This is a genomic window from Providencia sp. Marseille-Q8014, from assembly GCF_965112055.1.
On the sequence record NZ_CBCOPT010000001.1, the window covers coordinates 1,690,675 to 1,711,698 of the forward strand.

Sequence of the window (21,024 nt, forward strand, 5' to 3'; positions counted from 1 at the left end):
CAATATGATAAAAAATTAAAATTGATATGGCATTGATACTGTTTTTGTTGAAAGTAGCTGAAAAACATTTCAATCTGCCTATCGTTATGATTATACAATAAATAATATAAATGAATTGACAAATAACTGCATTATATTAAATGAAATTTACATTTGTTGCCTATTTTTATAGCCTTTTAATGGCAACTAACACTAAAAATCAGCCTTTTATTTATGCTTTTTGGTAAGACTGAGCGATAAAGTGTCTAAAATTTGGTTTTTTGTATGTTTTTAATACTAATCAATAGGCTATATGTGTTAAACACAGTGATGAGGTAAAAAAAGCCTGAAAAACATGCGGGAATAGTGAATAAAAAAGCGATTTACAGATGAAAATCAGGTATGGCCGATATAAATGTATATCGACCGAAGAGAATTAGTGATAGCGAGCCTTTTTAGCAAGGTAATCACCGATCATTTGCATTCCTTGCACAATAATAACCAATGTGACTACGGTGATTGCCATCGCCACGTTGTCAAAACGTTGGTAACCATAATTGAGCGCGAGATCGCCTACACCACCACCGCCAACGGCACCTGCCATTGCGGTTGCGCCAACTAAAGTAATACTTGCTGCGGTTAGGCTAAGGATTAATGAGGACTTCGCTTCCGGTAAAATAAAATGCCAAACAATTTGCCAATTAGTGGCACCCATTGAATCCGCGGCTTCAATGATCCCAGAATGAACGCTTAACAGCGAGTTTTCGATTAAACGTGCAGTATAAGGGGCGATATAAATAACAAGCGGTACGATCGCCGCGGTGGTGCCAATTGAAGTTCCAACCATAAAGCGTGTTAATGGGATCATCGCCACCAGTAAGATGATAAAAGGTAATGAACGAATGGTATTGATCATTGGATTAAGAATGCGATAAATCCATTTATTTTCCCAAATCCCATCTGGGCGGGTCACGACAAGCAAAATGCCCAGTAAAATACCCAATAATGAGCCTATCACCAGCGCAATAGAAACCATGGTGAATGTTTCAGACATAGCAAGTAAAAACTGCTTACTTGTTAATGCGGTATCAAACCATTGTGTCATAGAACCCCCTTGCTAACAGCAACACCACGCTGGCGTAAAAACTCAACACCTTGATGAATATTTTCGTTGTCACCAATCAGTTGTACAAACATACTGCCAAGCACGACGCCACTGATTTCCTTCATATTGGCAAATAAAATATTAATTTTAATTTTATCTTGTAAGATCAGTTCATTCACAACAGGTTGTTGAGCTGAACTTCCTAAGAACTCCAAGCGATAAATATTATTTTGATGCTCTAAATTGTGGAGAACACGTTCAGGTATCTCTTCATTGAGGACGGTGCGAACAAATTTTTGGGTGGTTGGATGTTGTGGATTCGAAAATATCTCTAACACAGTACCTTCTTCGACGATACGTCCCGCCTCCATCACCGCAACGCGATGACAAACTTGTTCAATCACCTCCATTTCGTGCGTCACCAGTAAAATCGTGATTTTTTGCTCACGATTAATCTTTTTGAGTAAGGATAAAATTGAAAGTGTTGTTTGTGGGTCTAGCGCCGACGTAGCTTCATCACACAAGAGAATTTTAGGATTATTAATTAATGCACGAGCTATACCCACCCGTTGCTTTTGTCCTCCTGAAAGCTGTCCCGGATATTGGTGTTTTTTATCACTGAGCTCAACATAAGCTAAAATATCATCAACTCGCCGCTCAATGTCTTTTTTACTAACGCCAGAGAGTAACAGTGGCATCGCAATATTTTGAGCAACAGTTTTGGTTTCTAGTAAATTAAAGTGTTGAAAAATCATCCCAATACTTTTTTTATGATCGCGAATTTCAGATGCACTATGATGAGCAATGTTTTGCCCATTAATGACCACTTCACCAGATGTTGGTTTTTCTAGCTGATTCACTAAACGAATCAATGAGCTTTTGCCCGCACCGCTGTAACCAATAAAGCCAAAAATATCACCTTCATTGATTTGCAAATTAACGTCTTGTAGAGCCGTGAGGGAGTGTCCTTCCTTCTGGTATATCTTTTGAATATTTTGAAACCTAATCATATGTCACCCCACATGACTCGTTTGCTTGACGCGTTGCTGATAAGGCAACGCAGGCTGCCATTCATCACCAAGTAATTCGGCTTCAGTACTCTGTTTTACTTGTTGTAAGTGCTGCTCGTGGTAAGCGAGATACAATTTAGCGGCGATATGTTCCGCCAACTTTTGGGCGCTAGTATTGGTATTGGGGATCAAGCCAATCATGGGGCCCATACTTAAGGAGGCGGCTAAATTAAAGCAGTAGATATTGCTGAGTTCTGGTAAGTCGCATTCCGCTTTCGGCAGGAATTCAAAATGTCCGCCTAAATAAGGGTAGGCGCTAAACTCGGCATTCTGTTCTTCGTTTGGTGGGGTATACATATCTGCCCATGTTCTAATAAAAGGAGCAATGTTGCTAAACGCGTTGTGTCGCTGCCAGTTAATGCGGTAACCAGTCGCTAAGATCAAATAATCAACGACGTAATTACCGGTTGTCGTCGAGATATGTAATTTATCGTCTTTGACATCAATCTGTTTAATTTGAGTATCGAAATTAAAGTAAGCATTGTCATGACGAGAAACTCTTAGCGTACTGCCGTGTGGAGCCGGTGTTTTCGCTTTAACGACATAATCACTGTAATGCCATTTTTGTGCATCGGTTAGGTGCTCATAAGCTTGGGTGAAGCCAGGGTTGCCAGCGACTTTACCGCGATTGACTCTGGGCATATCTTTAGCGCGGATCAGTAATTCGACCGAACGCGCACCATGCTCAAGGGCGGTTGCTGAACTATCCATTGCCCCCGCGCTATAACCAACAACGGCGATATCTAATCCATCAAAGCGACTATAGTCGCTACCTGCATAAGAGTGTTCCCAGTAACGATGAGGAATGCCATCCATAAAATCAGGAATATTGGGTTCACTAAAGGATTCCATCCCCGTTGCTAGGATCACATGTTGTGCCTGATATTGCTGTTGCCCATGATGAGTTTGGAAAGTCAGTATGCAACCTTGTGAATTGAGTTGAGTATCAATTAATTGATGCTCATTTAACACCGTGGGTGCGGTCATTTTTTTAAACCATTGTAAGTATTCATCCCATTGTAAGCGTGGAATTTTATCGAGAGCTTCCCATGCATCAGTACCAAACTGAGCTTTAAACCATGCTTGAAACGTTAACGAGGGGGAAGCGAGCGCTGGACCAACAACATGTTTTGGTGAGCGTAATGTTTCCATCAAAGCAGGCTGTTTCCAAGGACCTTCGTTGCCTTCTGGCGCTTGATCAAAAACAATTGCTTCAACACCTTGTAATTTAAGAGCAAATGCGGCAGTAATCCCGGACATTCCTGCACCGATAATCGCGACATCTAGTTGATGATTATCCGTAGAGTTTGGGGATAATGACCAGCGGTTAAGGGGTAAATTAAGATATTGTAGGTCTTGAATAATGTGTTCTTCCAAAGCCTTTAAGCCATTTAACTGTTTCATAAACTTATTCCTTGTCTTGCGTGACTTCAAAAGGCTCGCCTAAAGACAGCATCAGACGGTTCGCCCAAGAGAAAAAGGCGGTTGATTGAATAAGATCGAGAAGCTCCAACTCAGTCAGTCCGAGCTGACGAAGGGTATTAACGTGCTGAGGAGTCGCCTGTATTGGTGTTGCCGAGAGTGAGGCCGCTAAGTCAGTTATTGCTGTTAAGCGTGCATCATAGCCATTAGCTAAAACGTCTCCCGCTGGTGTTGCGAGTAACCTTGCTACATCGGTTTGGCGATCCTTAGCATATTGGCTTGCTTTACGCGCATGCACCGAAGCACAATAGATACAACCGTTAACTTTACTCACAACAGCCGCAGCAAATTCGCGTTCCCAGCGAGGTAAGCCATTAGCGGTATAAAAAATATCACGATCAATCATCGTACGTATTTCTAAGATGTTGCTGTGGTGAGCAAGCAGTAAAAAATATTCGGAATTGAGTTGGCCAAATTTTTTCATCACTTGTGCTTCATCAGCAGTAAGGCTGTGTTTATCACGAGCCTGCAACCAAGCCTCCCAGCCTAGTTGTTCTTGCGTGAAAGCGACTGGCGACGGTCTGCCTTGATGAGTGAGAGGATGGTTGTTCCAAGGGCCAGCCGTAATAGGTTCAGCTTGGTTACTGGTTGCACTTGCATCATGCAGCAATTTCAACCCTTCAATTAAGCGAGCTTGGTAAGTCACAAAGGTGACTAGCTGAGCTAGCAAAATAATATCTTGCTCATTCCATCCGCTTTCTATTAGCGAATGAATAAGCTGATAGTGCGTTTGTTTTGGATGACTAACCAAGGTTTCTACATACTTTGTAGCAGCTTTAAGTGCTGGAGTATCGAGAGCAGGTGAACGTTGTGCTAATAGTTGATGATAAAAATCAGCTAACGCTGGACTGCCTGTTTGCTCGGCAACACAGCGAGCCAATAAAAATTTAACGTCACCGGTTAATTGTGTCGAGGGAGCAGAAAAAATCGCTTCAAAAGCAGCTTGAGTATTTTCTGTCGTGTTTAAACGTTTCTTTCTAGCTTCAGCTAGCGTAGATTCTGGTGTTAGGTTTATTAGCGCATTAACTAAATCGTAATTTAAAATAGGCATCTTATAACTCACTTGTTTTTAACGTTTTTATCCTCTCCATTACATCTCAAGCAGATGGTTATTCGAACGAACAAATTATTATATTTTTATAACTATAAGTTATAAAAGTGGCTATATATATTCTTTTTGTATTAAGTTATAACGAGATGATCTAAATAGGATGTAAAAAATATGATTATACTGACCACATTATTGACACAGGGTCGTAACATCATGTTGAAACAAAAAATAAAACTTTTATCACTAATGGGTATTGCGGTTATCGCGTTAGCGGCATGTAATGATAATAATGAAAAGGGTAACCCCAATAAGAAAGAAATAACGATTGGCTTTGGTGTCGGTAATTATATCGACCAAGTCGAAAAAGGTGTTGTGCCTATTTTGGAGAAGAAAGGCTATAAAGTGAATTTACGTCAATTCTCTCAAAATAGACAAATTAACCCTGCTTTTGAAGAAGGCTCAATTGATGCGTCAGTGAACCAAAGTCGTGCATATATGGAAGCCTATAATAAGAAAAATAATATTAATATGGTGGCATTGACTGATTCGCCTAGTGCACCACAAAGTTTGCGTTCGAATAAACATAAATCTCTTGATGAAGTCAAAGACGGTATGATCGTCGCTTTATCAAATGACCCCGTGAATGCTGAACGTGGGGCTCGTATTTTAGAAGAATTAGGTTGGATTAAAATTAAACCTAATGTCAGTACATTGACATTTAGCGTTAATGATATCGAACCGGCTAAATATCGTTTAGATATTCGAGAAACAGATGCAGCACAAGGGTTACGCTTATTAGATGACGTTGACTTCGTTGTTGTTAATGGCAACTATGTTGCAAGTGCTGGACAACGAATTGCAGATGGATTAGTCGTCGAAAACTCACCATTAGAACACCGGGTGATTGTGACCGTGATGCAAGATGATGTGAATTCACAGTGGGCGAAAGACTTAAAAGAAGCATTCGAATCAAAAGAATACGCAGATTATATTCGCTCCCAACGTATTTATGATGGCTTTATTGAGCCTCAAGCATGGGCCTCTTATCCAAAACCCTAGTCTTTTTATGATGTTTAACATTGTTATTTATTACCACCTAATATCCCATTAGGTGGTTTTATTTTATCTCGATGACCCTGTTAGCCACTAAAATTTAATATGAAAATTTTTCTTATTATCGATATGGACAAAAGGGTGTTTTTGGTTAATTAATAACATAAGCAAACTGAAAATAAAAAAATGTAATAGCGATATCATCAGGGGAACCGTTATGACGAATGAACTTATCACAGCACTCAATCTATTAAAGTCAAAAACATGGATTGATTTAACACACGCTTTCGATAAAGATTCTCCCCATTTTTTTATGTTTGAATCAGCAAACTTTAAGACACTATTTGATTATCAAGATGGTTTTTTTGCACAACAATTTACCTTTCCTGGGCAATATGGCACACATATTGATGCTCCATGTCATTTTGTACAAGGAAAACGTTACTTGCATGAACTTGAGCTAAAGGAGTTAGTGTTACCCTTGATTGTTATCGACCAGTCAGCAAGAGCAAAACAAGATCCTAATTTTGCCTTTTCACGAGAAGATGCCCTTAATTTTGAAGCGGAACATGGAAAAATAGAGCCTGAAACGTTTGTTGCGTTACGCACTGATTGGAGCCATCGCTGGCCATCACAGCAAGCAATGGAGAATAAAAACGCGGAAGGCCATAATCAAATCCCAGGATGGGGAATGGATGCATTGAAGTTTTTATTTGAAGAAAGAGGCGTAAAAGCGATCGGCCATGAAACTTTTGATACCGATGCAGCGAAAGATTTCCGTCACAATAATGCGCTATTAGGTGAATATTATGTCTTAGAACAAGACACCTATCAGATTGAATTAATGACTAACTTAGATAAATTGCCAACGCGTGGCGCGGTTATTTTCAATTTGGTTGCTAAACCTAACAATGCAAGTGGTTTCCCTGTTCGCTCTTTTGCTATTTTGCCATAAATCATTTTCTCTCTATCAGCCTGTATCTGTTCTTAAACAGGCTGATAACCCCTCTTAATATTCACAAAAGTCATTATCTATCTTGCACTTCAGCGCATATCGTCCCTTAGGTCGATAGTCAAGCAAAGTTATTTCTATCTATATTAATACTCGAATTAACTTTATTTTAACAAATGCTGGTGGGGGTTGGATGAATTCAAGAACCGTAATCATTACCGGTGGGGGAACTGGAATTGGTGCCGCATGCGCGCAGGTGTTTGCAGAGCAAGGTGATAACGTATTGATTGTTGGGCGACGTCCAGAACCGTTACAAGCCGTTGCTGCTCGTACCGGAGCGATTGCCATCGTCGCCGATGTGTCGACTGGAGACTCATGGAATGAAATCATCTTACCGCAAATCAAACAGCATACAGATGCTATCGATGTTTTGATTTGTAATGCGGGCGGAATGGGGCTAGGCCGAGTGGAAGATATGAATGACCAACAATGGCACCAAGGAATGAAAGCGAATCTCGACAGTGCTTTTGCCAGTGTTCGTGGCTGCTTACCATCGTTGATACAGCGTCGCGGTAATGTCCTTTTTGTTGGTTCGCTTGCCTCTTTAGCCGCAGGACCAGAGGCCTGTGGGTATGTGACAGCAAAGCATGCGTTAATTGGGCTAATGCGCTCTGTCGCACGTGATTATGGTCGTCAAGGCGTTAGAGCAAATGCAATTTGTCCGGGCTGGGTAAGAACACCAATGGCAGACGAAGAGATGCAACCTTTGATGGAACAACATCAATTCACGTTGGATGAAGCCTACCAGTATGTATGCCGAGATGTTCCCTTACAGCGTCCTGCTAGCGCACATGAAGTTGCATTAGCGTGTCGATTCTTGTGCTCTGCGGATGCTTCTATGATTACCGGTGCAGCACTCGTTATCGACGGTGGGGCGGCTGTTGTTGACCTACCTACACTGGCTTTTACCTAAGGAGTTATTATGATTGAAGAAGTGGCATTTATCCAAGTTGGCGCATTATCTGATGGATTTGCACCTGATAGCTATATATTAGATACCAATAATCAACTAACAGGTAAAACATTCCAATTAACGTTTGCCGAGACAGCAGCTCAGGAAACAATCTCTTTTCCAACCGAGCAACAAATAGAATGGCAAGGTGTGGTACGTGATTGTCGTATCACCTCAATTCGTGAAGGCATTTATTTTATTAATTTTATTTCACCAGAAGATTGGCGTACAAGTATTACGATCATTATTAATGAAGCAGAGGATAATTGCGTATTAGTGCGGGGCACGCTTCCCACTGAACAAGATATCCGTATGTCAGCTTTTACAAAAGTCGAACAAAATCAACCCTTGACAGACGTTGATATCGATATTCATTTTGGTAGTCTGAGTAATACTCAACATCCACTACCTGCTTATACTTCAGAGTTGATTGGTATGCGTAATATGTATACCTATAACCCTAAAGAGCGTTATGAACATGTTTATTTAAATGAACAATTTTATGCGTGGCATTGTTTAGATGGCGTAGAAAAAGGATTGGCGGATGTTGATCGCTGCCATTATATAAAGGTATCCGACAATTTATATTTATTCATTTGGCGCGAAAAGATTATCCCAACGCTCGGTATTATTCTCATTGATTTACAAGGTATGAGAACGGATGGCGGAATTATGGGGTATCAAGATCAGGCATTTAGTTCAGTTAGCCTATTCCCCGTTGGGGCACATGCTACCATTTTAAATAAAACTCACTACCCTAAATAAGTATTCTATAGGCCACTCGCCGTAAACAGCGAGTGGCTTTTTTTTAAAGGACTAACATTATCCATGCGGCCGCTAAAAGCATACACAGCAGCGCAACGATGCCCCCCGACTTGGCAAATTCTGAAAATGAGATTTTGACGCCGTAAGCGGCAGCTTGCTCAACGACAATAATGCCGGCAAGACTTCCAAATACAAATAAATTACTTGAGAACCCAGAGCCTAATACTAAGGCTGCACCTAATGAATCGGCATTGCCACTTGTGGATAGGAAAGGGACAAGTAACATCACGGCGGGGTTATTCCCGACAATAGTACTTAATACTCCCGTGACCAAAAATAGAACAATAGGGTTGTTTAATTCAACGCCATTACTGCGCAAGTCATTTAACATTTGTTGTGGTAAGCCAGTCGATGCAAAGGCGGCATTGACAACAAATAGCCCCATAATCAGTAATAGTAAATTACCATCAACGAGTTTCAACATATCACTTGAGGCTATCGAACGGTTTAAAAGTAAAAAGCCCGCAGCCGTTAAGGCAATAAGTTCTCTTGGTATATCACTGATAACGAAAGCGATGATCACAATGAATGTGATAATACCGGCTTTGGTGGTTTCCCATACATCAAGTTTTGTCGCGGAGTCAGTTGGTGCAGTAGGGGCCGAGGGCGTTGTCGCCGTTTTAGCGAGATACCAACGATTACGATAGAGAAAAACTAAAATAGCCCATGTAATAGGTAATGATAGCAAAGCTGGGATCGCCGAAGCTTGTAATAAACCAATAAAGGAAATATCTAACCCTTGTGCCGCAATCATGTTTTGAGGGCTGCCAATTAATGAACCTGAAGCACCATTGTTAGCGGCAAAACAAAATCCTAACAGAAAGGGAATTGGGTTTAATCCACGAGATAAGGTAATTGAGACTAACAAAGGTGTCATGGCGACAACAACGACATCATTTGTGAGTAAGGCGGAGAGTAGTCCGCCAACGGCAATTAATACAGCAAGTAGTACTGGAGCACTGACGTTTAGCATCGCAACGCGGTTCGCCGTCCAGCTATAGAATCCGGATACGACAAAAGATGCGGAAACGACCATCAAGCCAAATAACATCCCAATAGTACGATAATCGATAGCATTCCATGCATGTGGTGGCGTAATACTCCCTACAGCCATCATGGCCAAAGCACCAATAACCGCAGCTCCTGTTCTATCGACTTTAAAACCGGGCAACTTACCAAACCCCATCGCAACATAGACTAGCAGAAAAATAATGATCGTGAGGCTCATAACCTATTCACTCTTATTAGTAAAATTACGGCTAATTTAGCGGTGAAGAATCAATGAAGCAAGTAGAATAACCTTTAAATAATAATAAGTTGCAACAGGTCATTTAATGATGATTTTAATGAGATGAAATAGGGTCGAGATGTTGAGAAATTGAATTTCCTCACTTCAAAAAAGAAAAGCGAATCAAACGAGAGCGATATGCAACGAGATGAAAGTTTATTACAAAAATATTGAATAACAGTAACAATAGACCAAATGGTGAATTTTACTGAGTTAAAAAGTAGGCAACCTAAAAATATTTTGTGATTCGAATCACTATTTAACAAAAAACATCGTCGTAAAAAATGTGATAAAAATCACGTTAAATTGGTTTAATGAACAAAAAACACGCAATGTAGTTTTGCTACATGCCGTTATTGAGAGTTTGATCACTAAAAACATAGGGGGAGTGAGGGGGGAATAGTGATATCAATCACAAAAAGCCCGCGTGGTACGCATCCGATAGCGGTCATGCTAGAGTGAAACTGTTCAAAAATCACAAACGTTATTTGGCGATAACGTTATAACCGTATCATTTTCGTACCACGGGGTTCTATTATGGTAACATCAAATGTCAAATTAAAGGTACAGAATTTTGGGCGCTTCCTGAGTAACATGGTTATGCCTAATATTGGTGCCTTTATCGCGTGGGGGTTGATTACCGCGCTCTTCATTCCAACGGGCTGGTGGCCAAATGACACGTTGGCGCAACTTGTCGGCCCGATGATCACGTATCTTCTTCCCTTACTCATTGGTTATACTGGCGGTCGCTTAGTGGGTGGCGAACGTGGCGGCATTGTTGGGGCGATCACCACTATGGGGGTTATCGTAGGGGCGGATATGCCAATGTTTATGGGAGCGATGATAGCCGGTCCATTAGGAGGATTTGCAATCCGTCGTTTTGACCGCTGGATTGAAGGCAAAGTCAAAACAGGTTTTGAGATGTTGGTGAATAATTTTTCATCAGGCATTATCGGGATGCTGCTCGCCATTCTTGCATACCTTGCGATTGGTCCTTTAGTGGAAGGTTTATCCAAAATACTTTCCGCTGGGGTCAATGTGATGGTGGCCCATAATCTATTACCGTTGACCTCAATATTTGTCGAACCAGCCAAAATCTTATTTCTCAACAACGCGATTAACCATGGTATTTTTTCTCCTTTAGGGATACAGCAAGCCACAGAAACAGGGGCATCCATCTTCTTTTTAATTGAAGCAAACCCAGGTCCAGGTTTAGGCGTACTGCTGGCTTATATGTTTTTTGGTAAAGGCAATGCGAAACAATCAGCGCCCGGTGCCGCGATTATCCATTTTTTTGGCGGAATACATGAAATCTATTTCCCCTATGTGTTGATGAATCCGAGATTAATTATTGCTGTTATTCTTGGTGGAATGACGGGCGTATTTGTGATGAGCATCTTTCATGCGGGGCTTGTTTCACCAGCATCTCCAGGCTCTATTTTTGCCGTATTGCTGATGACGCCGAAATCATCATTAATCGGTGTGATTTTATCGGTCACGAGTGCCACATTAGTTTCATTTTTAGTGTCGGCTATTTTATTAAAACGAACGCGTTTAGGGGATGAAGATGAGCTTGGTAACGCAACGCAAAAAATGCGTGAAATGAAAGCGCAATCGAAATCTTCAAGTGGAAAAAGTGACAAGGCTGTAGCAAACCAGACAGCAAATTTGAGTCAGGTTCGCAAAATTATCGTTGCCTGTGATGCAGGAATGGGGTCCAGTGCGATGGGTGCCGGAGTCTTAGCGAAGAAAGTGCGTGATGCTGGGCTAAATGAAATTGCAGTGACCAATATGGCAATTAATGATCTCCCTGCCGATGTAGATATTGTTGTGACACATAGAGATTTAACTGCACGAGCAAAAAACTATGCGCCTCATGCACTTCATATCTCACTGACAAATTTTTTAGATAGCCAAACGTATAATGACCTCATCACGCGTCTTATTGCTGAAAAAAGCCCACACGCCGCGAATGACAGTCGCTTGATTAAACAAACGCTAATCGCGGCAAACGATGAACATTATGATCCAGAAGAGCAAGAAGAAGCATTGTTTACTCTCAGTTCACAGCATATTCATCTTAATTTAAGCGCACCGAATAAAGAACAAGCCATTCGCTTTGCGGGAGAAAAGCTCGTTGAAGGGGGATATGTTGAACCTGAATATGTGGAGGCGATGCTAGAAAGAGAAAAGTTAACATCAACCTATTTAGGCGAGTCTATCGCGGTACCACACGGCACAATTGAAGCGAAGGCACGCGTATTAAAAACAGGCATTGTTATTTGCCAGTACCCTACTGGTGTTCGATTCGGTGATGAACCAGAAGATATTGCCCATTTAGTGATAGGAATTGCTGCCCGTAATAATGAACATATCCAAGTCATTACAAAAATTACCTCTGCACTTGATGAAGACGGAATGATTGAAAAACTCTGCAAAACTCAGAGTGTTCAGGAAGTTCTCGATATTTTATCAACACAAAGTGCCGCTTAAGGAGATTGCTATGAAAGTCATTCATTTTGGTGCAGGTAATATTGGACGTGGATTTATCGGCAAACTATTAGCAGATGCAAATTCAGAAATGATTTTTGCAGATATTAATCAACAGCTTATTGACCAATTAGCACATCAGCAGTCCTATCAAGTCCATGTGGTTGGTGAAGAACATATCGTTGAAAAAGTTCAACGAGTGAATGCGGTTAACAGTATGGATCCAAAAACAGTGGAGCATATCGCCATTGCAGATATGGTGACGACTGCTGTCGGGCCTCAAATATTAGAAAAAATTGCAGCAACATTGGCAAAAGGTATACAGAAACGAAGGGAAATCGGCAACAGTAAACCCTTGAATATTATTGCCTGTGAAAACATGGTAAGAGGAACAAGCCAGCTGAAACAGCATGTGTTAGCTCATCTTTGCGATTCAATGCATCAATGGGTAGAGGAAAATGTTGGCTTTGTAGATTCTGCTGTCGACCGCATTGTACCTCCTATGGAGGCGGCAAACGATGACCCGCTCGATGTAACGGTAGAGACATTTAGTGAATGGATCGTGGATCAAACACAGTTTGTTGGCGACATTCCTGAAATCAAGGGAATGGAGCTGACAGAAAATTTGCTGGCATTCGTTGAGCGTAAGCTATTTACTCTAAATACTGGGCATGCAATTACAGCGTATTTGGGGCAACTCAAGGGATATCAGACGGTCTACGATGCGATCAATGATCCGCAGATTGCAGAGATTGTGAAAGGAGCCATGCAGGAGAGTGGGCAAGTCTTAATTCAACGCTATCGCTTCGATCCTATCAAGCACCAACAATACATAGATAAAATTTTAAAGCGTTTCGCTAATCCTTACCTCCATGACAATGTTGAGCGAGTCGGACGCCAGCCTATGCGTAAACTCAGTCCTGAAGATAGGCTAATTAAACCGTTACTTGGCACCCTTGAATACCAATTAGCGAATCACTATTTAGTCATTGGTATTGCTGCTGCTTTGCATTTTAGGAGTGAAGCTGATCCTCAAGCAGTTGAAATGGCTAAATATATTAGCGAAAATGGAGTCGATGAAGCTGTTAAGCGATTCTGTGGGTTAGTCGATCACCCACAGTTGGTTCAAGCTATTTGTCATGAATACCAGCACATGAATAAATAAATGGATAGCTTTATTCTTTTTATAGCCTCAAAATTATAAAGGTAGTCAACTTATCACTTGGTAGTTGTTGAATTTTCAGCTACCAAGTGGTGTAAAGAGTCATTATGGAAAATAGACAGTATACAGAAAATCAAGTCCTTGAAAGGCTGAATAAACATTCAGATATCAGGCCATTTATTCAGGAAGTGATTGTTCTGATCACCGAAGCCATTGATCAACTGATGCTAAAGGTTTTTCGCAAAGATGATTATGCGGTTAAATATGCTGTTGAGCCACTCCTTGAAGGCAACGGTCCATTAGGGAAACTCTCTGTACGCTTAAAATTATTATTTGCCTTAGGGGCTATTTCTCGCGAATTATATGAAGATATAGAACTTTTTCTTGCATTAAATGAAGTTCTCTCAACAGAACAATTGCCATTGGCTTTTACTGATGATGAGATTATTGGACCAATAAAAACACTGCATTGCATTGACCCCTTACCTGAAATGATGCTGTTTAATTTACCTGAAGATTTAATTGACCAACAATTAATTGACTTACAAAAATATCGCTATCAAGAGATGGTTAAATCAGCATTAGTGCTTTCAGTGACCTCTTTAATTTCTCAGATATTAGATACTGAGGTTTTTTAATTCAATAACACCTTTTCAGTGATTCTTATTACAACCATCATAATAGATGAATCTATTATGTTTTCTATTCTGTACAAACTCGCCATAAAGATAATATTCTCTTTCTGTTTAAAGCCAGAGTTAGCTTATCTATAAGTTAAAAAATCATGCTATTCGTTATAAGAATTAATGCTTTAATATGACTTTTATATAGAGAAATGTCTTAGGCTACCTTAGATAAGAATCATTTTTTATTGGTCATCAATACTCGGGAAATGTAATGAGTCATAATTCTAAATCATTAAAGGAGAAGGTTATTATGTCAACGGCAATAACAAAAATAAACATTGATACACGCTATCAAGAAATTAACACGATTAACTCAACGTTACCGGATTCAGAAACAAATTATACCACGAAGGTGTTAGCATATAGCCATGACGCCATGCTTAGATTGAATACGGTCATAAGCTCACTCGTTATTGATGTGAACCTCTTACTACCTATGTTCCAACAAACACAGAGAAACTCGATACTTGGGGATGCGGTATTAGCTAGCATTAACATGATATGTGATAAGGCTAATCACTTAGAGATAGAGACAAAAAACAGTTTTTCGGCAATCGCTATTGATGATGAAATAAATCATCAATCAATCTATAAAGCGCAAATACAAAAATCCATTGGAGGGTTTGAAAATAATTTAAATAACCTAGTGTTACAAAAAGCATCACTCATGTCAGTTTATACTGATAAAGTAAAGGACGTTAATCACTTCTTGCCTTTTTTAGATGAAGTGACTGAACGTATTAACAAAGAAATTTCACGTTTGAACGATTTTTTAGAAAAGTTAAATGAATTACTATCATTAATTCTAAAAATAAAAGAATTGATTACTATGATAATAACGGTGATTAAGACTTTAATGGGAATAATTAAACGCTTTGATGTATATAGGGTTAAAGGTAGCTCTTCTGATGGCTTAGTAAACCTTGTTAATGAATTAAAAGATTATCTTGATGGTTTTTTGAATACATAAAATTAAAAATCCTATACTTTATATTATTCAGCTTATGAGATAACCCAATAAGATTATCTTATGAGGCTATCCTAATAGCCTCTATAAACGGTATGGCGTATGTGATTATTTATAACGACATTATTGTTACATTTCACGTCTACCAAGGTACCTTTCTTTCATTAAAGATGTACTAATTGCAATGTCTAAAATGGGGGATGGGGGAAGGTAATTTGCCTTACCAAGTGCATTCATGGCTTCAATTAAAGGATGCTCAATGCCTAAAGCATAATCAGCGAGTAATGTACCTGCTATCGTTTGTTTAGATATACCTGCACCATTACAGCCTCCGGCACTATAAACCCCATGCATTAATTTCCCCCAAACAGGTGCTCCATTGCGGGTGACACTAATGGTACCAGACCAAGTATTAACCAGTGGTACATCTGATAATTGCGGATAAATTCTATTAAAGAGCTGCTTGTGTTGTTGCGTCACTTGATAGGTTTGTTCGGCTGTTATACGGCCTTTTAAAGCAGGGGTAACATGTTGACGAATTAATAAACGGTGATCTTGAGTATAACGTAAGGTCGCGCCTGCAATAGCATTCACAGGTGTTAATCCCCAACTATTCATTGCAGGTAATCTCTGTCTCTGCTCAAGGGTCAGTGGCGCACTAATGCTTGCAAACGTTGCCATAGCGGCTTGGTAATTCGCTATAGGTCTCAATTCGCGAGAAAGTGCATTGGTGGCTAGCATGATATTGGGCGTCCGAATATTACCGTAGGGCGTAAAAATCGTATGTACTTTCGCTGTGTGAACCGCCATGACAGGGGTATTATTATAAATGGTGATATTTTCCGGAAGGCTATTTGCTAGGCCGACCACGAGGCTGGCAGGATTGACCAAAATTGAATTAGGCGTATAGATGCCTTTATTGTAAAAATGCGTACCGAGCTTTTGATACAGAGCGTCTTTATCTAAGAGTTGATAAGACTCATGCATAAGATTAAGGTTCTCAACATATTCCTGCAACACACGTTGGTTTTTGGTATCGACTTGGCAGTGATATTTGCCTACATTTTCCCAATCACACTCGATATTAAATTGCGCTATTAATGCCGTGAGTTGATTTATACCTTCTTCAAGTAATGAACGATAAAATTGTGCCTTTTTTAATTCAGCAGTCGAGCTACCAATATTATGAGGCAATCCAATAATAAATCCGGAGTTCCTTGCCGATGAACTGTCAACCGCGGTTGCTGAATCAATCAGAATAATATTTAGGCTCGGGTTATTTTGCGCGAGCCTTCTAGCAAAAGAGAGACCTGCATAGCCTGAACCAACAACGACCCAATCTGCATCAGTATCGTTATTTAGAGTAGGGTAGGTATTGATCACTAAACCTTCTTTTAACCAACCATTTTTATTTTGATTAAATGGCACTGAAGCGTATTTCATCGATTTTGCCTAATAGTATCTGATATTGATATAGCTGATATGGACGTGTTTAAATCATAATCAAAAGATTAAATAACACCGAAAGATCATGACTATAGCGTAAATCTGATTTTTTGATAGTGAAGAAAACTCAACTTGAAATAAGGCAAAGGCGCTATTAGGATAATCTGTAAGCAAAGAAAATCGTATCGCTTTAATGAATGGTATCTATGACGAACGTGTCACATCGATCGTGTATCAACAACGAACAACTGGTTATAACTCGATATTTCATCCAATGATAATAGGCAAGTAGATGACACCTGCATTATCAGACATTCTCTACCCAGTAGCCGGTAAGTCATATTTTGATAACTAAAATTATTTATTATCAGTTAAATTAAAATAAACTTTATTCCCTGATAGGTTATATTTCATCTGGAAATAAAGCTATAATAATTTTTAATATGATATATTATCGTTATTGACTAATTTATTGCCCCTCGTTGAATAGATAATATTTCTTCTTGAATAAACTTTCGACGTTGCTCTTGAGATTTAATTTGTTCTCCCAGTGAGTCTAATTCAGCTTTATACTTAGATGATTGCTCACAAATATTACCGTAAAAATCACTCCCTCTTTTTTCGCACTCTTTCTGTGAATATCCATATTCTGAGCTTAATCTAGAATGAGTCAGATAAAGGGTATGGATATTTTTTTCAACGGAATTTAGTGTCTGTCTGAGCGCAAGAATGTTTTCATTATTTCTTTTATTGATTTCTAATTGCGTAGTATGTGCATTTTGTGCTAACTGTGAAGTAAGAGTATCCCTCTCTTGCATTAATTGATTATTCTTTCGGTTTAAATCTGTAATGACTTCATTATATAAAGCTTTAACATTAGCTACGTTTTTTTCTAACCTAGAGTCTTCGCTATCGATTTGTTTTTCTAAGCGATTTTGAATGTCTTTTAATTGACTAGCCAAATGATTTTTATCTTTATTTAACTCTTCTATACGGGAAACTTTCTCTTTAATAATCAGTTCATCGATAGCAAAGTATGACCCTACGCAACTTAAAATTGCTACAATCACTATTAATTTTATATTCTTACTGTCTGTAATGTATTTAAATGATGATTCTAAAAAAGACATTTTCATAGTCCAATGAGAGAAATATTATTTAATTACATCATGTTATACAATTAAGGGAAAATCAAATTAAATATAAAAATGTTCTATAAAAGTAATTTCATATCATTGGCCATAATCATGACTATTTAATTAATTATCAATGACTTATTAATGTTTAAAAAGTGTCTAAATGTAATTGTGAGTATTTAAAATATAGAATAGGTCGCACCGCAGTATTTTTATTATGGCTTTAGCCAGTTTAAGTCGCGTTAGGGTCTTAAACATAAAACATCGCTTTATGGATGATCATGTTGTAAAGAACTCATACTATCCATACAGCAGCTAAAAGCCTACACAATAGGGCGATGATGATTGGCACTGTAGGCGGCAGCTTATTCAATCATGACAAGTCGGCGAGGCTACTAAATGCAAATCAATCTTCACTCGTATTTTGATTTAAAGCCGAGTATCGGGGAGTAAGTCAAGATTCCATTTAACCAACTATTTTTGTTTTGATTAAATGGCACGGATACGTATTTCATCTAATCTTGCATAATAGCATCTTGTGCTAACGATGATATATGATGGAGACTAATAGCATAATTATGAGGATAAATAAGATTTAAAGCTCATAGATATAACATAAATTTACTTTTTGATAGAGAAGAAAATTTAATTTCACAGAAAACAGAGAGTACTCGTGTGGTCATAGAGTCATAAAACGAGGCATAGTATTTTCATAAATACTGTCTCTAGCGAATGTATAAATCTTCCATTAATCATCAGGTATCTGCTGGTTTCTTTGCCAATAGGGCAATAGAGAATCCCTATCTTAGCGGGAATTCTCTATTTAGTGATTAATCAAGGGAGGTTATTAGTGTTTTTCACTCTCATTATTGGTTTTAGACGCATTTATCATATTTAAGCGCTCTTTCCATAGAGGATGGGTACTTAATAACTTACTATTCATTTCAGGTGATATGTTAGCCAACTTTATAAATATTGACTCCATCATCGCTAATGGCCGTTCTTGTTTTAACATATGCTCAATGGCAAATTGGTCAGCTTCTAATTCCATATCTCGAGAGTAGTTCAATGCCATTAATTGATTACCTGAATTTAACAATATCTCTTCAATTCCCGATGATTTACGCAATATCCACATGCTGACAAATTTTAACGATGACGAATTCACTAAAGAGTTCATTATGTGATGATGATAATGGTGCCCCATTTCATGCAATAAAACGGAAACGAGTTCATTTTCATCTTCAATTAAGTTAACTAGCTCATCAGTAATAATAATTGTACCATCAGTTAATGTTAAGGCGTTGGCTTGTTTCGGATAGTCTCTAAAAATAAGCTGTGGCTTTAACTGATAGTGATTAAATTCTTTAGGCGTAATTCTGTCAAATAGGGCTTTAAGTTCTCGCTGCTTTTTTAATGGCAATTTACTTGGTTCAAGTACACTTTTATCTAACAGGACAAGTGTTTCTTGACCAAGGTCCTTTTGAATTTGAACAGGCGTCTCTTTAGCAATAACCGATGCCATTGATGGCAGAAAGAATTGGAAAAAGAGATATACCATAGGAATAATACAGGCGAGTAAATAAAGGCTAGCCATTTTATAGCGTTCTAAAAAGTGAATAACACCAAAATGGAGCTTGCTTTTTTTCAAAACAAGCTTGTTACGTAACTTTTGCTCTTTTTCACATATAAAGCATCCACCATCAGAAAAATAGATAGAGTCTGGTAGTGATCCTAGCGGCTCTGATAAACGAATATCTTGATATGAATATGTTTTAACTTCATCGTTTACATGAAGGATGATTTGATGCTTATCATTATCTAACTCAATAAAGGCACTGTGTTTCAGTGCCTTTTTATTATAAGTATATTCACCCGCTATGTTCACAACGATAATCCAAAGTCGAAGGAATCAAGCGTTTCATCATGAAAAGAATTGGCATCAGTCTCATCATGAGCGAGTTCATTTTCTAGAGACATATCACCTGTAATTTTAGTATTTATGGCGAAATATCGTGCATAGCGAATTTGAGCAATCGGTGTCGCTAGCCCTAGCGTAAATATAATAATAAGACTATTAGAGAACAGTAGAATAAGATAAGAAAAATAGGTTATGGATGAGCTAAATTTTAGCTCGTTACTGAACTCTAATTTATTGAAAAACTCACGTCTCATCATGAGGTGAATGTAACTATAAGAGAGTAACAACCCCACGTAAAAGTACAGATATATGAATAAAAACATGAAAATAGGCATTTCCGATTCGCTGGCGCTGTTTTTGTATATTGCAATGGCCTCTGCTATAGAGATGATGCTAAACCCGCTTAAGATGATGAAAGGGAGCAGTATTAAAAACGCGATACTATAAATTTTAGCAACTGCTCGATAATTCATTTGTAGCTTAAATGCGGATTTTCCAAAGTAAAAGTTATTGGCAAAATACTCATACAATTGTTTTGTTCTTATTGCGGAAACTACATATATAGAGATAACGATTAAAAATAAAGTAACGTATGTGCCGATTAAATATTTACTATAATTTAAATGGTCATAGCTATTCGATGAATTAAATATAATGATTAAACTTACAATATTTCCTATTAAGAAAGAAACACCTGCGCCAACTAATAAAAGTAAGAGTGGAAGAATGAGAAAGTGCCAATACCCTTTTTTATAGCTACCGAGAAAATTAAATCTTACATTTCTATAGCTTGTCATAATGGCATGGAAACGGCATGAGCGAATAATAAAGTAAGGTAGCATCAAGCAAAATAAAAACAGAATAACATATGCTATTGGTAGGTAAATATAGTTAACGACTAAATATAATGCAAAACAGAAAAATATAATAATCCTAGATATTAGAATACTTACAGGTGAAGCATGATATTCAAGGCGTGAGCCATTAATCTCAGTGTTACCTAAGAAGTAGCGTCGGGTTCTGACGGTGGCCCACGCTGAATAGATACCTAGAGTGAGTATCGTCAATAAAACATTCACTATCCATATAAAGAAATACTCAGTATTATCACCATGAAATTTAACATGATGGACTTGACTACGCATATCTTCCTTTTCAATATCAATATCCAAAAGGTTTTTTGTTACATTTTCCATAAAGATCACTCTATTTATGTTTTATTTATAGCACGCTTGAGGAGTAAAAAGTAACTTACACGTAGACAATTAGGTTGAAACTAATGAGATATAACGCATAGTGATGTATATTTAGATGAAAATAATAGTGGAAATGAATTTTCAGTATAAAACACAGTAAGCTAAATATGACTCAACAGTTTATTCGTTAAAGGTGTAAATTC

Annotated in this window: 17 protein-coding genes; 8 read left to right on the top strand and 9 right to left on the bottom strand. The window is 38.4% G+C overall.

The genetic code is table 11. The annotated features are described in order from the left end of the window. Positions 1–415 precede the first annotated feature (415 nt). The 4 genes from ACWPW6_RS07385 to ACWPW6_RS07400 are packed head-to-tail and all read right to left on the bottom strand — an operon-like array spanning position 416 to position 4,687. On the bottom strand, positions 416–1,084 hold the full coding sequence (locus tag ACWPW6_RS07385) for a methionine ABC transporter permease (protein ID WP_154622346.1): 669 nt from the start codon (positions 1,082–1,084) through the stop codon (positions 416–418). Next, positions 1,081–2,094, bottom strand: coding sequence for a methionine ABC transporter ATP-binding protein (locus tag ACWPW6_RS07390; RefSeq protein ID WP_163861037.1), 1,014 nt, complete (start codon positions 2,092–2,094; stop codon positions 1,081–1,083). Before ACWPW6_RS07390 ends, ACWPW6_RS07385 begins: the two co-directional genes overlap by 4 nt. Before the next feature lie 3 nt (positions 2,095–2,097). Continuing rightward, positions 2,098–3,558, bottom strand: coding sequence for an NAD(P)-binding domain-containing protein (locus ACWPW6_RS07395; RefSeq protein ID WP_250000309.1), 1,461 nt, complete (start codon positions 3,556–3,558; stop codon positions 2,098–2,100). A gap of 4 nt (positions 3,559–3,562) precedes the next feature. Next, positions 3,563–4,687 carry an alkylhydroperoxidase domain protein gene (locus tag ACWPW6_RS07400; protein WP_250000310.1) on the bottom strand — a complete coding sequence of 375 codons (1,125 nt, stop codon included), beginning with the start codon at positions 4,685–4,687 and terminating at the stop codon, positions 3,563–3,565. A 171-nt stretch (positions 4,688–4,858) separates the two neighbouring features. Here ACWPW6_RS07400 and ACWPW6_RS07405 point away from each other — a divergent pair, with 171 nt between their 5' ends. The 4 genes from ACWPW6_RS07405 (at position 4,859) to ACWPW6_RS07420 (ending at position 8,469) form a co-directional block, all read left to right on the top strand. Next, on the top strand, positions 4,859–5,746 hold the full coding sequence (locus ACWPW6_RS07405; RefSeq protein ID WP_154621782.1) for a MetQ/NlpA family ABC transporter substrate-binding protein: 888 nt from the start codon (positions 4,859–4,861) through the stop codon (positions 5,744–5,746). A 211-nt stretch (positions 5,747–5,957) separates the two neighbouring features. Further along, positions 5,958–6,695 carry a cyclase family protein gene (locus tag ACWPW6_RS07410; RefSeq protein WP_154621781.1) on the top strand — a complete coding sequence of 246 codons (738 nt, stop codon included), beginning with the start codon at positions 5,958–5,960 and terminating at the stop codon, positions 6,693–6,695. Between the two features lie 190 nt (positions 6,696–6,885). Continuing rightward, positions 6,886–7,665: an SDR family NAD(P)-dependent oxidoreductase gene (locus ACWPW6_RS07415; protein WP_250000312.1), complete on the top strand. Its 780-nt coding sequence runs from the start codon at positions 6,886–6,888 to the stop codon at positions 7,663–7,665. 9 nt (positions 7,666–7,674) lie between these two features. Next, positions 7,675–8,469, top strand: coding sequence for a MoaF C-terminal domain-containing protein (locus ACWPW6_RS07420; protein ID WP_250000314.1), 795 nt, complete (start codon positions 7,675–7,677; stop codon positions 8,467–8,469). A 43-nt stretch (positions 8,470–8,512) separates the two neighbouring features. On the opposite strand, the gene ACWPW6_RS07425 is transcribed toward ACWPW6_RS07420, so the two are convergent. Further along, on the bottom strand, positions 8,513–9,757 hold the full coding sequence (locus tag ACWPW6_RS07425; protein ID WP_247047618.1) for an ArsB/NhaD family transporter: 1,245 nt from the start codon (positions 9,755–9,757) through the stop codon (positions 8,513–8,515). A gap of 597 nt (positions 9,758–10,354) precedes the next feature. Here ACWPW6_RS07425 and ACWPW6_RS07430 point away from each other — a divergent pair. From ACWPW6_RS07430 to ACWPW6_RS07445, 4 genes are all read left to right on the top strand, one after another. Further along, positions 10,355–12,310: a PTS mannitol transporter subunit IICBA gene (locus tag ACWPW6_RS07430; RefSeq protein ID WP_154621777.1), complete on the top strand. Its 1,956-nt coding sequence runs from the start codon at positions 10,355–10,357 to the stop codon at positions 12,308–12,310. Positions 12,311–12,320: 10 nt separating this feature from the next. Beyond that, a complete protein-coding gene (locus tag ACWPW6_RS07435) occupies positions 12,321–13,472 on the top strand; it encodes a mannitol-1-phosphate 5-dehydrogenase (RefSeq protein ID WP_250000316.1) in 1,152 nt (383 codons plus the stop codon). A 104-nt stretch (positions 13,473–13,576) separates the two neighbouring features. Continuing rightward, positions 13,577–14,107, top strand: coding sequence for an MltR family transcriptional regulator (locus ACWPW6_RS07440; RefSeq protein WP_154621775.1), 531 nt, complete (start codon positions 13,577–13,579; stop codon positions 14,105–14,107). Positions 14,108–14,405: 298 nt separating this feature from the next. Then, on the top strand, positions 14,406–15,125 hold the full coding sequence (locus tag ACWPW6_RS07445) for a hypothetical protein (RefSeq protein ID WP_250000318.1): 720 nt from the start codon (positions 14,406–14,408) through the stop codon (positions 15,123–15,125). Positions 15,126–15,251: 126 nt separating this feature from the next. Here ACWPW6_RS07445 and ACWPW6_RS07450 read toward each other — a convergent pair whose 3' ends face one another. The 4 genes from ACWPW6_RS07450 to ACWPW6_RS07465 all read right to left on the bottom strand — a co-directional run bounded on the left by ACWPW6_RS07450 (position 15,252) and on the right by ACWPW6_RS07465 (position 20,821). Continuing rightward, positions 15,252–16,565 (bottom strand): NAD(P)/FAD-dependent oxidoreductase, encoded by a 1,314-nt coding sequence (locus tag ACWPW6_RS07450; RefSeq protein WP_250000320.1) that lies wholly within the window; start codon positions 16,563–16,565, stop codon positions 15,252–15,254. A 467-nt stretch (positions 16,566–17,032) separates the two neighbouring features. After that, positions 17,033–17,698 (bottom strand): hypothetical protein, encoded by a 666-nt coding sequence (locus ACWPW6_RS07455; protein ID WP_163861049.1) that lies wholly within the window; start codon positions 17,696–17,698, stop codon positions 17,033–17,035. Between the two features lie 853 nt (positions 17,699–18,551). After that, a complete protein-coding gene (locus ACWPW6_RS07460) occupies positions 18,552–19,592 on the bottom strand; it encodes a M48 family metallopeptidase (RefSeq protein ID WP_196713247.1) in 1,041 nt (346 codons plus the stop codon). Continuing rightward, a complete protein-coding gene (locus tag ACWPW6_RS07465) occupies positions 19,589–20,821 on the bottom strand; it encodes a YjgN family protein (RefSeq protein ID WP_250000322.1) in 1,233 nt (410 codons plus the stop codon). Before ACWPW6_RS07465 ends, ACWPW6_RS07460 begins: the two co-directional genes overlap by 4 nt. Positions 20,822–21,024: the final 203 nt, after the last annotated feature.

Bases quoted from the DNA above. Each gene is read 5' to 3' on its own strand.
- ACWPW6_RS07385 (WP_154622346.1), bottom strand. From the start codon at position 1,084: ATGACACAATGGTTTGATACCGCATTAACAAGTAAGCAGTTTTTACTT.
- ACWPW6_RS07390 (WP_163861037.1), bottom strand. From the start codon at position 2,094: ATGATTAGGTTTCAAAATATTCAAAAGATATACCAGAAGGAAGGACAC.
- ACWPW6_RS07395 (WP_250000309.1), bottom strand. From the start codon at position 3,558: ATGAAACAGTTAAATGGCTTAAAGGCTTTGGAAGAACACATTATTCAA.
- ACWPW6_RS07400 (WP_250000310.1), bottom strand. From the start codon at position 4,687: ATGCCTATTTTAAATTACGATTTAGTTAATGCGCTAATAAACCTAACA.
- ACWPW6_RS07405 (WP_154621782.1), top strand. From the start codon at position 4,859: ATGATTATACTGACCACATTATTGACACAGGGTCGTAACATCATGTTG.
- ACWPW6_RS07410 (WP_154621781.1), top strand. From the start codon at position 5,958: ATGACGAATGAACTTATCACAGCACTCAATCTATTAAAGTCAAAAACA.
- ACWPW6_RS07415 (WP_250000312.1), top strand. From the start codon at position 6,886: ATGAATTCAAGAACCGTAATCATTACCGGTGGGGGAACTGGAATTGGT.
- ACWPW6_RS07420 (WP_250000314.1), top strand. From the start codon at position 7,675: ATGATTGAAGAAGTGGCATTTATCCAAGTTGGCGCATTATCTGATGGA.
- ACWPW6_RS07425 (WP_247047618.1), bottom strand. From the start codon at position 9,757: ATGAGCCTCACGATCATTATTTTTCTGCTAGTCTATGTTGCGATGGGG.
- ACWPW6_RS07430 (WP_154621777.1), top strand. From the start codon at position 10,355: ATGGTAACATCAAATGTCAAATTAAAGGTACAGAATTTTGGGCGCTTC.
- ACWPW6_RS07435 (WP_250000316.1), top strand. From the start codon at position 12,321: ATGAAAGTCATTCATTTTGGTGCAGGTAATATTGGACGTGGATTTATC.
- ACWPW6_RS07440 (WP_154621775.1), top strand. From the start codon at position 13,577: ATGGAAAATAGACAGTATACAGAAAATCAAGTCCTTGAAAGGCTGAAT.
- ACWPW6_RS07445 (WP_250000318.1), top strand. From the start codon at position 14,406: ATGTCAACGGCAATAACAAAAATAAACATTGATACACGCTATCAAGAA.
- ACWPW6_RS07450 (WP_250000320.1), bottom strand. From the start codon at position 16,565: ATGAAATACGCTTCAGTGCCATTTAATCAAAATAAAAATGGTTGGTTA.
- ACWPW6_RS07455 (WP_163861049.1), bottom strand. From the start codon at position 17,698: ATGTCTTTTTTAGAATCATCATTTAAATACATTACAGACAGTAAGAAT.
- ACWPW6_RS07465 (WP_250000322.1), bottom strand. From the start codon at position 20,821: ATGGAAAATGTAACAAAAAACCTTTTGGATATTGATATTGAAAAGGAA.